This window comes from Bradyrhizobium sp. CCH5-F6, from assembly GCF_001556045.1.
Taxonomy (GTDB): Bacteria; Pseudomonadota; Alphaproteobacteria; order Rhizobiales; family Xanthobacteraceae; genus Bradyrhizobium.
Window position 1 is genome coordinate 41,362 of sequence record NZ_LSIC01000150.1, and the last position, 12,558, is coordinate 53,919.

General features: G+C 64.4%; 20 protein-coding genes and 1 pseudogene. 9 read left to right on the top strand and 12 right to left on the bottom strand.

Annotated elements, in window-relative coordinates; all coding sequences use genetic code 11:
* The first annotated feature begins 66 nt into the window (after positions 1 to 66).
* The 3 genes from AX729_RS26680 (at position 67) to bfr (ending at position 1,441) form a co-directional block, all read left to right on the top strand.
* Positions 67 to 375, top strand: coding sequence for a hypothetical protein (locus AX729_RS26680; RefSeq protein ID WP_061027215.1), 309 nt, complete (start codon positions 67 to 69; stop codon positions 373 to 375).
* A 163-nt stretch (positions 376 to 538) separates the two neighbouring features.
* Positions 539 to 811, top strand: a complete 273-nt coding sequence (locus AX729_RS26685; protein ID WP_061027216.1) for a (2Fe-2S)-binding protein — start codon at positions 539 to 541, stop codon at positions 809 to 811.
* Positions 812 to 952: 141 nt separating this feature from the next.
* Entirely contained in the window at positions 953 to 1,441 is a 489-nt protein-coding gene (gene bfr, locus AX729_RS26690) for a bacterioferritin (protein WP_061027217.1), read from the top strand.
* Positions 1,442 to 1,565: 124 nt separating this feature from the next.
* Here bfr and AX729_RS26695 read toward each other — a convergent pair whose 3' ends face one another.
* A complete protein-coding gene (locus AX729_RS26695; RefSeq protein ID WP_061027218.1) occupies positions 1,566 to 2,168 on the bottom strand; it encodes an MSMEG_1061 family FMN-dependent PPOX-type flavoprotein in 603 nt (200 codons plus the stop codon).
* Positions 2,169 to 2,239: 71 nt separating this feature from the next.
* Positions 2,240 to 2,584, bottom strand: coding sequence for a hypothetical protein (locus AX729_RS26700; protein WP_061027238.1), 345 nt, complete (start codon positions 2,582 to 2,584; stop codon positions 2,240 to 2,242).
* Positions 2,585 to 2,802: 218 nt separating this feature from the next.
* Between AX729_RS26700 and AX729_RS26705 the strand changes: the two genes are divergently transcribed.
* Both AX729_RS26705 and AX729_RS26710 read left to right on the top strand, forming a co-directional pair.
* Positions 2,803 to 3,069 (top strand): DUF2277 domain-containing protein, encoded by a 267-nt coding sequence (locus AX729_RS26705; protein WP_061027219.1) that lies wholly within the window; start codon positions 2,803 to 2,805, stop codon positions 3,067 to 3,069.
* Between the two features lie 96 nt (positions 3,070 to 3,165).
* Positions 3,166 to 3,387 carry a hypothetical protein gene (locus AX729_RS26710; protein ID WP_061027220.1) on the top strand — a complete coding sequence of 74 codons (222 nt, stop codon included), beginning with the start codon at positions 3,166 to 3,168 and terminating at the stop codon, positions 3,385 to 3,387.
* Between the two features lie 201 nt (positions 3,388 to 3,588).
* Here AX729_RS26710 and AX729_RS26715 read toward each other — a convergent pair whose 3' ends face one another.
* The 3 genes from AX729_RS26715 to AX729_RS26725 form a co-directional block, all read right to left on the bottom strand.
* A complete protein-coding gene (locus AX729_RS26715) occupies positions 3,589 to 4,104 on the bottom strand; it encodes a collagen-like domain-containing protein (RefSeq protein ID WP_061027221.1) in 516 nt (171 codons plus the stop codon).
* Between the two features lie 112 nt (positions 4,105 to 4,216).
* On the bottom strand, positions 4,217 to 4,465 hold the full coding sequence (locus tag AX729_RS26720) for a helix-turn-helix domain-containing protein (RefSeq protein ID WP_061027222.1): 249 nt from the start codon (positions 4,463 to 4,465) through the stop codon (positions 4,217 to 4,219).
* Positions 4,466 to 4,803: 338 nt separating this feature from the next.
* On the bottom strand, positions 4,804 to 5,571 hold the full coding sequence (locus tag AX729_RS26725) for an SDR family NAD(P)-dependent oxidoreductase (protein ID WP_061027223.1): 768 nt from the start codon (positions 5,569 to 5,571) through the stop codon (positions 4,804 to 4,806).
* 111 nt (positions 5,572 to 5,682) lie between these two features.
* On the opposite strand from AX729_RS26725, the gene AX729_RS26730 reads away from it, so the two are divergent.
* Positions 5,683 to 6,168 carry a molecular chaperone DnaJ gene (locus tag AX729_RS26730; protein WP_061027224.1) on the top strand — a complete coding sequence of 162 codons (486 nt, stop codon included), beginning with the start codon at positions 5,683 to 5,685 and terminating at the stop codon, positions 6,166 to 6,168.
* A 60-nt stretch (positions 6,169 to 6,228) separates the two neighbouring features.
* Positions 6,229 to 6,756, top strand: a pseudogene (locus AX729_RS26735) (REP-associated tyrosine transposase); the annotation flags it as partial.
* A gap of 134 nt (positions 6,757 to 6,890) precedes the next feature.
* Here AX729_RS26735 and AX729_RS26740 read toward each other — a convergent pair.
* From AX729_RS26740 to AX729_RS26750, 3 genes are all read right to left on the bottom strand, one after another.
* Positions 6,891 to 7,142 (bottom strand): hypothetical protein, encoded by a 252-nt coding sequence (locus AX729_RS26740; RefSeq protein WP_061027239.1) that lies wholly within the window; start codon positions 7,140 to 7,142, stop codon positions 6,891 to 6,893.
* 238 nt (positions 7,143 to 7,380) lie between these two features.
* Positions 7,381 to 7,641, bottom strand: coding sequence for a hypothetical protein (locus tag AX729_RS40675; RefSeq protein WP_061027225.1), 261 nt, complete (start codon positions 7,639 to 7,641; stop codon positions 7,381 to 7,383).
* Between the two features lie 164 nt (positions 7,642 to 7,805).
* Complete coding sequence (locus AX729_RS26750) at positions 7,806 to 8,189, bottom strand: RidA family protein (RefSeq protein WP_061027226.1); 384 nt, start codon at positions 8,187 to 8,189, stop codon at positions 7,806 to 7,808.
* A gap of 456 nt (positions 8,190 to 8,645) precedes the next feature.
* On the opposite strand from AX729_RS26750, the gene AX729_RS26755 reads away from it, so the two are divergent.
* Positions 8,646 to 9,080 (top strand): hypothetical protein, encoded by a 435-nt coding sequence (locus tag AX729_RS26755; RefSeq protein WP_061027227.1) that lies wholly within the window; start codon positions 8,646 to 8,648, stop codon positions 9,078 to 9,080.
* Between the two features lie 95 nt (positions 9,081 to 9,175).
* Here AX729_RS26755 and AX729_RS26760 read toward each other — a convergent pair whose 3' ends face one another.
* Positions 9,176 to 9,883, bottom strand: a complete 708-nt coding sequence (locus tag AX729_RS26760; RefSeq protein ID WP_061027228.1) for a glutathione S-transferase family protein — start codon at positions 9,881 to 9,883, stop codon at positions 9,176 to 9,178.
* 212 nt (positions 9,884 to 10,095) lie between these two features.
* Here AX729_RS26760 and AX729_RS26765 point away from each other — a divergent pair, with 212 nt between their 5' ends.
* Complete coding sequence (locus AX729_RS26765) at positions 10,096 to 10,320, top strand: DUF6429 family protein (RefSeq protein ID WP_061027229.1); 225 nt, start codon at positions 10,096 to 10,098, stop codon at positions 10,318 to 10,320.
* 94 nt (positions 10,321 to 10,414) lie between these two features.
* On the opposite strand, the gene AX729_RS26770 is transcribed toward AX729_RS26765, so the two are convergent.
* The 3 genes from AX729_RS26770 to AX729_RS26780 form a co-directional block, all read right to left on the bottom strand.
* Complete coding sequence (locus AX729_RS26770) at positions 10,415 to 11,065, bottom strand: glutathione S-transferase family protein (RefSeq protein ID WP_061027230.1); 651 nt, start codon at positions 11,063 to 11,065, stop codon at positions 10,415 to 10,417.
* Positions 11,066 to 11,375: 310 nt separating this feature from the next.
* The gene (locus AX729_RS26775) at positions 11,376 to 11,888 is read right to left on the bottom strand and encodes a mismatch-specific DNA-glycosylase (RefSeq protein ID WP_061027231.1); all 513 of its coding nucleotides are present in this window, start codon (positions 11,886 to 11,888) and stop codon (positions 11,376 to 11,378) included.
* 140 nt (positions 11,889 to 12,028) lie between these two features.
* Positions 12,029 to 12,316: a hypothetical protein gene (locus tag AX729_RS26780; protein WP_061027232.1), complete on the bottom strand. Its 288-nt coding sequence runs from the start codon at positions 12,314 to 12,316 to the stop codon at positions 12,029 to 12,031.
* Positions 12,317 to 12,558: the final 242 nt, after the last annotated feature.

A 12,558-nucleotide genomic window follows, 5' to 3' on the forward strand; every position in this document is an offset into this window, starting at 1 on the left:
GATCAATGAACGGCGCCCTTGCCGGGTACTACCAATGGCACGCAATGCAGCTCCACCGGGGAGACGATGATGGGCAACGCGATGGTCAGTGCAGTGATTGCTGCCGCGATCGTTCTCGCGATCGGCTACGGCTTGATCACGCATCTCCAGAACCGCGGACGCCGGTCCCGCGCGGCGGCCCGCAGCGACGGAGGGAGTAGCGCCGGCCTCAATGGCTATGTGGCACCGGACAGTGGCTTCTCGCTCGGAAGCTGGTTTTCGAACGACAGTTCGGGGAGTTCGATTGGCGGCGGCAGCTGTTCCAGCAGCGACAGCGGCAGCAGCGGCGGGGATTGTGGAGGTGGCGGCGACGGTGGTGGCGGCGGCGGCGACTAGACCCTCACCGCATTCTTGATCCAGCTCAACGCCCCGTTCTAGAGCCGTTCTAGGCTGTTTTCAGGCCAGTTTGGAATAGCTTCAAATACCGCTTTTTCCTTTTGCATCCGGCGGGCCGCTTAAATATCGATGATGGCGCATCACCGAAGGGCCTGCCGCTTCCATGATCGTATGTTCCTGTAACGTGCTGAGCGATGAAGACATCCGCGCCGCCCTTGCTGAGGCCGACGACGCAGTGCGACATGCCAAACAGGTCTATGGATGCCTCGGCTGTAGCGCCGAATGTGGCCGTTGCGCGCGAACCATCAAGACCATCATCGATGAAGCGCTCGGCCCCTGCGCCCAGTCCTGCTGTTCCGGCTGCCCGCACAGCCACACCGTGGCGGCCAATGACGAGACGTCCGAACCCGCCCAGTTCGCCCTCGCAGCCTGCTGAAGTCTCCAAGATCGGTTGAAAGATCGGTTGAGCTTTTCCCCGGCTGCGCCCCGGTGACCGGTTGCCCTTATCCGCAAACTCATTTAGAAGCATTCTAAATTCGGTTAGGGCCGATTTGGACTGCAAGAGCTGGAGTGAACCATGCAGGGCGACGCAAAAGTCATCGAGTATCTCAACAAGGCGCTGCGTCATGAACTGACTGCGATCAATCAGTACTGGCTGCACTACCGTTTCCTCGACAATTGGGGCCTGCTGGACATGGCCAAGGTCTGGCGCAAGGAGTCCATCGAGGAGATGGAGCACGCCGACAAGCTCACCGAGCGCATCCTGTTCTTCGACGGGTTCCCGAACATGCAGGTGCTGGATCCCCTGCGCATCGGCCAGAACGTCAAGGAGATCATCGAGTGCGATCTCGCCGCGGAGATGAGCGCGCGGGCGCTGTACCAGGAAGCGGCGACCTACTGCCACGGCGTCAAGGACTACGTCACGCGTGACCTGTTCGAGAAGCTGATGAGCGACGAAGAGCACCACATCGACTTCCTCGAAACCCAGCTCGACCTGATCGGCCGCATCGGCCTCGAACTCTACACCCAGAAGCACGTCGGCGGGCTCGAGGGCGAGGGGCATTAAGGCTCCACTCTCTCCATTCGTGCATGGCCGGGCTTGACCCGGCCACATGGTGCCGCACCACGAAGGCGTGGATGCCCGGGGCAGGCCCGGGCACGACGGTTGCTTCAACAGCAAAAGCAGCCCGCTACAACTGCGTCTTGTAGAGCTCTTCCACGATCTCCTGACTCTGCGGCTCGCCCAAGCCCGTCTGATCGTGGATGACCTCTGTGATGCTCGGCATGACCGAGCGCTGCACTTTCTCGGGCGACCACAGCTTCGAGCGCATCAAGGCCTTGCCGCAGTGGAAATAGACTTCGCTGACCGCGACGTTCAGCACCGCGCGCGGCGGCTTGCCGAACTCCACCATCGCGGCGAGCAGATCCGGATCGGCCGACAGCGTGCCGCGTCCGCCGACGCGCAGCGTCTCGTCGATCCCCGGCACGAAGAACAAGAGATGCACGAAGCCGGAGCCTTCGACGACGTTCCGGAAGCTGTCGATCCGGTTGTTGCCGGAGCGGTCGGGCATCAGCAACTGGTTGGGGCCGGCGACGCGGACGAAGCCGATGCCGCCGCCGCGCGGTGAGGCATCGACGCTGCCGTCCGCGCCCGACGTCGCGAGCACGCAGAACGGCGACATCTCGATGAACTTCTTCGCATGCGCATCGATCGCGGGCCGCGCTTTCGCGATCACGCGCGGGGTCGGCTTGGCATAGATGGCGGCGAGGTCTTCGGCGCGAAGGTCGGTCAACTGCGTGACTCCATATCAGCTTGGCTTCAGGCTACCCGACCAGGCGCCTTCAGCCAACGAAATCCATCGCGCTAGACCGCATCCGCCGGGACGAAGCAGCTGATGATGATGGCGCCGCGGTGGTGGACGTACCACACCACGGCCTGTCCGACGGGATTGCCGCGATCGCGGATGATGGCGCGCGCGGGCACCTCGATCCATTGTCCCTCGATCGGCACCCAATAAGCGCCGCCGCGCACGTCGTATTCGGTGCGATGGCCGTCGGAGATGTCGCAGCAGGGCACGCCGTTCGGCGCGATTACGCTTTTGAACCAGGCGCGGATGTCGGGCGGGACGTGATCATATTGCCCGTTGTCGATCGCGAACGCGGCGCTCGTCAGCGCAGCCAGCCAGACGCACAGTGCGAGCGTGCGCATGCGATCCTCCTCGCGTCGATTCGTATCGTTGACGCGATTAAGCCCGAGCCGCCGGATCATTGCATGCTCAAATAGTATGCGGTGATGGTGCACCGCACAGCCTCCTCCGTGCAACTGACGTTCGGGGCCGCGTGGCCGGCGCTTAACAGGAAGGCGGGGAGGGATGTAGGATTTTGCCTCTGCCGACCGTCCTTGGGGGATATATCCGGAGAGAATGCATGTGCCGCAACATCAAGACGCTGTTCAACTTCGAGCCGCCGGCAACGGAGGACGAGATCCATGCCAGCGCGCTTCAGTTCGTGCGCAAGCTGTCCGGCTTCAACAAGCCGTCGCAGGCCAATGAAGAGGCGTTCGAGCGTGCGGTAGCCGAAGTCTCCGACGCCGCGCGCAAACTCCTGACCTCGCTGCACACCCACGCGCCGGCGCGCGACCGCGAGGTCGAGGCGGAAAAGGCGAAGGAACGCTCACGGTTGCGGTTCGGTTAGTCGTTTCCTCAGCTTCCGTTGCGTGATCTCGCTCACGGAAGGTGACCTCGTCCTGCGCAATGATGTTCGGGTTCTTCGACCGCCCGGAGCACGAACATGAGCCGCCCCCTTCTTCCACTGAAAGCAGGTGCCGTCACCTTCACGGTGCTGTGGACCGCCTGGATGATGTGGTGGAGCGGGTCTTACAGCAGCGCCAGCCTCTTCGTCCTGACGCTGCTCGGCACGTTGGTCGGCTATCTCTGGTATCGCGCGATGCGCTGGCAGTTCGAGCGCATGGGCATGCTGCCGCGCAAGGATGACTCCTCGCGGGCGCCTTGATCCGGAACCTGCAGGTCGCGAGCGCAGCTCTCAGCGGGATCGCGCAGTGCTGCATGGCAGAGTGCACCGCGCTCGCAGGCATAGACGTTCGGGCGCGCCACTAAAGCGCGATGCGATTAGGATGAATCGTCATCGCGCTTCAGGTTTTTGTTTAAGCATGATCTTTTCGGAAAACCGCTGCGCACTTTTCCGGATCATGCTTTAGACCTTGTCGTGCCTCTTCTTCTTTTTCTTCTTCTTCTTGTGATCGTCGCTGTCGCTGACCTCGTCATCGGCGATCGACGCATCCGGCTCCTGCACGGCGGCCGCCAGCGCCTCGCGCTCGGCGGCCTCGCGTTCGCGCTGGCGGCGGCGTTCGTCCCATGCGTCGAACAACTGCTCGAGCCAGGGCAACACCTGCTCGATCGACGGCAGTTGACCGGCCGGCCCCGGCTCGCCGCGCGGTCCTTGCGGCCCTGCCGGTCCCTGCGGCCCGACGGGGCCCTGCGCGCCTGCTGGTCCACGCGGACCGATCTCGCCCTGCTTGCCCTGCGGACCGGGTTTGCCAGGCGGTCCCGCCTTTCCGGTCGGCCCCGGCTTGCCCTGCGGCCCCGGCTTGCCGCGCGCGCCGTCGGCACCGCGCCGGCCCGGATGACCCTGCGGCCCCGGCCGTCCCGGTTGGCCCTGCGGTCCGCGCGGGCCTTGAGGTCCCCGCCGTCGTCCCTGATCGTCTGCCACGCCACTGCTCCCTTTCACGGAAGCAAGCTACTTAGCGGCGTTTGACGACAGCAGCAATTCCACCCGCGCCTCGCCCGGGATCGCTCAACATCAATCGGCACGCCACCGCGCGCTAGTCCTGATAGGCGGGCACGTCGATGCCGGAGGCGGCATAGAGTTTGATCTTGTTGCGCAGCGTGCGCACTGACAGGCCGAGCACGCGCGCGGCCCGCGTGCGGTTGCCGTCGCAGCGCGCGAGCGTCTGGAGCACGAGCTCGCGCTCGACCTCATCGACGGTCGCGCCGATCAGCATCGGAACGATCTGGTTGGGGGCAAGAAATTGTGCGCCCGGTACGGACGCAGCGACGTGAACAGTGGTCATCAATACACTCCCCGATCAACGCCCGCTTTCCATCGCTGGAAGCGGATCGAGAACAAACGACCCCCAAGCCGTAGATCTACGGTGGTCCCGTTTGGTTAACCAAAGGTTAACCGCCGACGATCGCACCAATTGACCCCAGGAATGCCGCGAAGCCGCCGCGATTGGCGCGGGATGCGGAGCAATGCGGACCTATCTCGTCCCGCACGCTGTCATGCCCCGCGGCAGGCGGGGCACCCACGACGCCGCGGCCTCTCGATTCAATCGCTGCCGTTTCGGAATGCTGGATCGTCCGCCTTCGCGGACGATGCACCGCGTGGATGGTGAAAAGATTGCGCCTCTCACACCGTCCGATAGCCGCCGTCCACCATCACGATCGTCCCCGTGACGTAGGCCGACATGTCCGAGGCCAGGAAGATCGCGGGTCCCACGATGTCTTCGGGCTTGCCGGTGCGCGACAGCGGGGTGTGATCGAGGAAGGCCTGCACCAGCGCCGGATTGGTCGCGCGCACATTGGCGTTGATGTTGGTCTCGATGAAGCCGGGACCGATCGCGTTGACGCGCACGCCTTCCTTGCCGAGCTCGGCGGCGAGCGCCTTGGTGAAGCCGAGCACGCCGTGTTTCGAGGTCGTGTAGGCCGCCGAGCTCGGCGTGCGCAGATGCACGAAGGACTGGATCGAGCCGATATTGACGATGCGGCCCTTGCTCGCGCACAAGGGCGCGAGGAACGCCTGCGTCATGTTGAAGACGCCGTTGAGGTTGAGCGAGATGATGTCGTTCCAGTCCTTCGCGACCGTCTCGGTCTCGGCGGTGAAGGCGTTGCGGCGGGTGATGCCGGCATTGTTGACGAGGATCGAGACCCGCCCGACCTTGCCCTCGACCTGCTTGGCCAGCGCGAAGCAGTCCTCGCGGCGGGTCACGTCGAGCGCGAAGCTCTCGGCCTTGCCGCCGGCCTTGCGGATCTCCTGGGCGGCCTCCGCGACGGTGTCGGCATTGACGTCGAGCAGCACGACCTGCGCGCCTTCCCGCGCGTAGCCAGCGGCGATCGCCCGGCCGATGCCGGAGCCGGCGCCCGTGACGACGGCGATCTGGTTTGCGAGCAATGCCATGACAGTTTCCTCCCGGTTTCTTTTCGAAGTTTCACGAAAAGCTAACCCGAAATTAAGGGGTCGGAAACGGCGGCCTTGGCATACTGATTCCGATTGCTAAACGTTGCGCGCATGATGGAACGGCTTGAATCCTGGAAACTGGCGCTCGAGCGCCTGCGGTCGGCGCAGTCGGCTGATTGGGTCGAGGCAGGCCGCCTGGTGGCCGAGATCGCGCGGATGAGCAGCGACGTCACGCTTCGCCAGGCGGCGGAGCAGGCGCTTCCGGTGCTGCGCCAGGCCGTGGACAATGACGATCACGGCGTCACGCTCGCGGCCCAGCGTCGCGTCGGCGTCGTGCTCGAGGTCATTCACGATTTGAGCGCGCCGCGCTTCGGCCGCCGCAACGCCATGCCGAAGAAGCTGTCGCGCGAGGATCGCGCCCGCAAGGTGCTCGGCCTGCCGCTCGCCGTCCAGCTCACCTGCGAGGACATCAACCAGGCCTATCGCCGCGCAGCCAAGGGCATGCATCCCGACCACGGCGGCAGCGCGCAGGCCTTCATCGACCTCGCCGCAGCGCGCGACGTCCTCATTCATCCCGGCGCCTACAAGGACGCGTGAGCATCAATGTGCTAGACTGTAGCCCGGATGAGCGAAGCGATATCCGGGGCAGGTCTCGCCATGGTTCTGTACCGCAGAAACTTTATTCCCGGCGGCACTTACTTTTTCACAGTGACGCTTTTCGACCGTCGGTCGAGCGTCCTTACTGACAACATTGATGCTCTTCGCAACGCCTTCCGAACCGCTCGGAACGAGCGACCGTTTGAGGTCGACGCCATCGTGATCCTTCCGGATCATCTGCATGCGGTCATGAAACTCCCGCTGGACGACTCTGACTTTGCAGGACGCTGGCGTCGGATAAAGGGGCACTTCAGCAGTGCTCTGCTTCATGCCGGTGTCGACATAGCCCGCCACTCCAATGGAGAATTGGCGCTATGGCAGCGGCGATACTGGGAGCACACGATCCGCAACGAAGACGACTTTGAACGTCATATCGATTACGTTCACTTCAATCCTGTCAAGCACGGATACGTTCGGCGTGTTGGTGATTGGCCGCATTCGTCCTTTCACCTCTACGTGCGGGCGGGCTTGTTGCCGGGGGACTGGGCTGGTGAGGTTGGCGAAGGCGCGGATGCATTCGGAGAGCGTGCCGAGGGGGACCGACCGGGGGGGATAGGCCGGCTCCCGGATGTCGCTTCGCTCATCCGGGCTACGGAGTGGTCAAACAAACCGGGCAAGGACGCTGGCGTCCTTGCCCGGTACTTCGTCCGCCGATCGAATTGTTACCAGGTGCAGCTGCCGCCCTTGAGCGCGGCGTCCTTCAGCGCGAGGGCGTCGATGAAGGTCGGCACGCTCGCGCTGGCGCGATGATAGCCGGCCGGCCACGGCGTGGTCGGGATGCTCTCGTCCCAGATCTGGCAGAAGCCGCTGTCCTGCCAGCGGATCAGGTGATAGCTGGCTTCGGCAGGGCTCGCGGCGGCGAATGCAGTGACGGCAAGGCCGGCAGCAGCGCACAGCACGGAAATACGACGCATGATCAGCTCCTCGAAATGAATGATGTGATGCGCCTCCCGACAATGAGGGGAGGGCTGGCGCGGGACGCGTTCGCATGCGCCCCGGACAAGATGTGAGTAGCTGCTTGCGCTGATCAGGTTCAAACGGCGCGCGCCGGACATGCGCGGTTTTCGGCCGGAAAACGAACGGTCCTCCAGGAACGGAAAGGGCGGACCGCTCGCGCGATCCGCCCTTCGAATTCGGTCCCTCGTGCAGGGCTTAGAGCGTGCAGCGGCGCTCCGATCGCAGCTTGATCTGCAGGTCGGACGCCTGCTGGAAGGTCGGGAACGGCTTGCTGACGACCTTGTAGGTCGACACCCCGAACTGGAACGGCTTGTACTGCAGGTCCTCGTTCCAGACCTGGCAGATGCCGGTGTTGTCCCAGCGGATCACGTAATAGCCGACCTTCGCGGACGCGGGCACGGCGAACAGGGAGCTGGCGATGCCGGCGGCGGCACAGAGGGCGAGAACGCGACGCATGAAGTATCTCCTGAGGCGAAGTGGGACGCTGGGGTGAAGTGGGATGCGAAAATTCGTGCGGTAAAAGCAGGTGCTTTGCAAGCCGGGGAGCTGCCGTTCACGGACATGTCAGTCGCATCCGCGCATTTGGTTCGGCCGCGTGCCCGACAGGTCACACGCGGGGCTCACCTCGACAGCGAGGCCACCGCTTCGATCTCGATCAGCATCTTCGGATCGGGCAGCGCCTGCACCACGCAGGTGGTGCGCGCGGGGTAGGGCGGCGGGCCGAAGGCACCGGCATAGAGCGCGTTCATGGCGGCCACATCGGCGGCGCGGGTCAGCAGCACGTTGACCTTGACGAGGTCGCCGATCCCGGCGCCGGCCTCGCCCAGCACGCGCTTGATGTTGACGACGACGTTGGCGAACTGCGCCTCGAAGCCGTCGGGCAGCGCGCCATTGGCATCGAAGCCGGGAATGCCGGAGATGAACAGGAGGTCGCCGACGCGCGTCGCAAAGGACAGCGGCGGCGCCTTGACGTGCGGCGGGGGCGCGAAATGCTGGATCGGCATGGGAACACCTCGGAAGCGGTCGCTGACGCCTGAGCGTAGCGGCAGGCGAGAGCCGCTCAAAACAAAAAATGCGAAAACAACCCCATGCACAGTAGACATGAAGCGGAAATCATTGGTCTTTTCAGAATTCGGGAAGAGCGAAACAATCGTTTGCTTCGTCGGGCAAAACAGGGGCAGAATGGCATGATGGAAATTGGTCCGTGCGGGCTCCGCCGTCATGCCTCGGCTTGGCCGGGGCATCCAGTACGCCGCGGCGGATGTGGCGAGAGCAAGCTTCCACACGCGGGCCTCTGGAATACTGGATCGCCCGGTTAAACCGGGCGATGACATTTGGGGCGTTGCTACAGCCCGCAACCCACATCTCGTCCACCATCATGTTGCCGCCCCGATCGATGGGGTAAGTTCGCCGCGTCTGATTCGCGAATCCTCCCTAAAAAATAGCCCCCGGAGACACAAATGAAGCTCGCATCCACCTTTCGCGCCGCGCTGGTCGCCATCGCCGCCCTGGCCGGCCTCTCGACAGCGGCGCGGGCCGACAGCGGCTTCGTGACGCTGACGATCTACAAGGCCGGCTGGATCATCGGCGGTTCCGGCGGCTCGGGCGTGCTCAACTTCCGCGGCCGCACCTACGGGCTCTCCACCGGCGGCCTCGACTACGGCCTGGTGTTCGGCGGCTCGAAAACCGTGCTGCGCGGCCGCGTCTCCAACATCAACCGTCCCTCCGACGTCGCCGGAGTCTATGGCGCGGCCGGCGCCGGCATTGCCGTCGGATCCGGCGCCCGCGCCATCGTGCTGACCAACCAGAAGGGTGCGGTGCTGGAGCTGTCGGGAACGCAGGTCGGCCTGATGGCGAATGTCGATCTCAGCGGTCTTGCGATCACGATGCGGTAGGGCGCGGCGCAGTAGGGTGGGTTAGCCGAAGGCGTAACCCACCTCTTTGGTTTCCGCAGTAGCAGAAGTGGTGGGTTACGCTGCGCTAACCCACCCTACGAAGTACGGACTACTCCGCTCACCGCCGCATGAATCCGCTCGCAATGCGCGACGAGATTTTCGTGCGTGTCGACGAAGGCCTTCAGCGGCGTCGGGATCGGAAAATAGTGGATGTTGGCGACGAAGCCGTAGATGCCGGCATCGACGCTGGTGGGCGCCGGGCCGTGGACGAAGCCCGCGGCCGGCACGATCTCCGCCAGCACCTGCAGATCGGCAAGGCCCCGCGCGTAGGCCTGCTCGGGCGTGTAGCGGCCGATGCCCTGGTGGTGATAGCGCTGCGCGTTGTACGCCTTCGCCTTCTCGAAGCCATCAGCGTCGATCTGCGGATGCTGCGCGATGAAGCCGTCGCGGAATGCGGGATAGAAGCGCTCGTCCTTCCAGCGCGAATACGACATCACCCAGTAGAGATCGTCCAGCATGCGCGTGACCAGATGATCGGTGCGGCGCTGCGCGGCCGACAGCGCGGCATCGATGCCGAGCCGATATTTCGCAATGACATGCGCGATGATCGTCTCGCTGTCGCCGATGGTCTCGCCGTCGTCGACGATGTAAGGCAGCTGCCCACGCGGCGCGGCGGAGGCATCGAAGATGTGCTCGTGCACGAACGGCACGCCCGCGAGCTTCAGGAAGGCATAGACCTTGAGGCCGTAGCCGTTGTTGTCGGCGACACCGAAGAGTTCCGGGTAGGAGTAGAGGGTCAGCATCGGCGGACTCCTGCGTGTGGGCGGAGCCTAGAATGCAGGGGCGCCGGGATGGACGCAATGGCCGCCCGTAGCCCGCATGAGCGGAAGCGACATGCGGGTCGCCTGCCGGCCCCGGATGTCGCGTGCGCTCATCCGGGCTACGTCAGAACTCAATTTGCAGATCGTCGATTGCCAAATAGGATTGCCTCAACACCGTTCGTTGGGAGATCAAGATGGCCATCAACAATGACAAGATCGACGACGCGGCGCTGGCCTTGCTCTATTTGACCCTGCACGACGGCTGTCGGGCATGGAAGGGCTTCGACTGGGACGTGCTCGGCCGCCTGCATGACAAGGGAATGATCGACGATCCCGTCGGCAAGGTGAAGTCGGTCGTGTTCACGGACGAGGGGCTTGAACGTGCGAAGACGCTGTTCAAGGAATTGTTCGAGGAATGAGGCCTCGTGCAGATCTGGCGACTTTTCGGTAGCCCGCATGAGCACAGCGACATGCGGGACCAGTCTCCCCGGATATCGCTTGCGCTCATCCGGGCTACGACCGTGACGCGGCGTTGAACACCGCCAATTGCGCCTCGAACGCACGCTTGAACGCCGGCCGCGCTTCGCCGCGGGCGACATAGGCGGCGATATCGGGATATTCGTCCAGCAGGCGTGATGCGCTCAACCGGCGCAACACGCTCACCATCATGAGATCGCCGGCGCTGAAGTCGCCGTCGAGCCAGTCGGCCTCGCCGAGACGGCGCGACAATTCATCGAGCCTGACGCGGACGCGTCGCTCCAGCAGGGGCAGCCGCGCCGCGTACCAGCTCTCGTCACGTTCGACCAGCATTGCCATGTCGAGTTCGACGATCGGCGGCTCCACCGTGTTCAGCGCCGCGAACATCCAGGCGATGGCACGGCTCCTCGCATTCGCCTCGCGCGGCAGCAGCCCGGCATGGCATTCGGCGATGTGCAACACGATCGCGCCGGATTCGAACAGCGCGAGGTCGCCGTCCTCATAGGTCGGGATCTGCCCGAACGGATGCAGCGCGCGATGCGGCGGCCGCTTCAAGTCCTCGAACGAGACGAGGCGAGCGTCGTAGGGCTGGCCGACTTCTTCCAGCGCCCAGCGCACCCGCATGTCGCGCGCCTGCCCGCGGCCTCGGTCGGGCGAGTTTGCGAAGGCGGTGATGGTGGGGGGCATGTCGGAACTCCGGGTGCTTGCGTTTGCACCGGAGGACGAATGGCCGATGCGGATTCCGACACGGGTCCAACGGACGATCTCGTAGCCCGCATGAGCGACAGCGACATGCGGGTCAACCGCCGGCCCCGGATGTCGCGTGCGCTCATCCGGGCTACGCCATCTCATCCTGCGCAGGTCTGTAGGATAGGTATAGCGCAGCGAAACCCATCGCCGGGTCCGCGGTCCAGTCAGCGTCTGGTGCGATCGAGCGGGTGCACCTGTTGCTTCGGCTCAGCTGATGGGTTTCGCTGCGCTCTACCCATCCTACAAACTACGCGGCGATCCACGCCGCCAGCTCCCGCCACGGCTCAATCGTCCAATGCCCGGATGCCGCGCCGGATGGCGAGGGCAGCACGAATATTTCTGGCAGGCTCGCATCGCGCTTCTGCCGCCCCAGTGCAATCGCGCTCGACGGCCGGCTGTAAAACAAGCTCGCCGCCTTCTTGCTCGTGAACGCAATCGTCCGCGGCCGGTACCTTTCGATCTTCGCCCTGAAGCCCGGCACGTCGATCGTCTCCGCCGCGATCTGGTGATCCATGCCGGCGCCCGTCTTGGAGAGATCGGTGAAGCCGATCCCGAGTGCGATCAGGCTGGCAAACTCGCTTGGCTGATAGCGCCGCGGCGTGATCCCGGCCTCATGGATCGCGCGCCAGAAGCGATTGCCGGGATGGGCGTAGTAGTGCCCGAGCTCGGCCGAACGCGTCGAGGCGGCGGTGCCGACGAAGACGAGGCGGAGGTCGGGGCGGAGCTGGTCGGGGAGGCGGTGGGGTGGCACGTCAGTCATTCGTTGCCGTAGCCCGCATAAGCGAAGCGATATGCGGGACGAGCAAGACCCCGGATGTCGCTGCGCCCATCCGGGCTACGATGGCTGGATTGATCGAGGAACGAGCACAACCGTTCGACGTCCTCAAGGGCGAAGCAGGACTACCCGATCCTGCGCGTCGCCGGCCGCGGAAGCTTCTGCGCCGAACCCCAGCTCGCGATCCAGTCCTTTACCTCGTCGAGCGGCACGGCGGCGCGGGTCTTTCTGAAATCATCCAGCCGACGCCGGTCCTCGGCGATGGCGGGGCCGACGATATCGACCACGGAATCGAGCAGCGCCACGGCCTTAGCGAGCACGGCGGCGACATCCTGCCCGCGCTCGTCGGCCATCTCGCGCAACCGCGCATCGGTGTCGGCGTCGACATCCAGAGTGCGGCGAATGGTGTTCATGAGATGAGGATAAACGCGGAGGAGGATTTTGTCGAGGCGCGCGGCTTGGGGGATCGGTGAAGCCGATGCCGAGCGATAGCAGGAAGTCTCGTAGGGTGGGTTAGCCGCTCAAGAATTCACTCGTTCGACAATCGCTGACGCAAGGCGTAACCCACCTCTTCAGCACCCGCGGCGACAGAGGCGGTGGGTTACGCCCCGCGGACTGCGCTTCGCGCATCCGCAAGGCTAACCCACCCTACGAG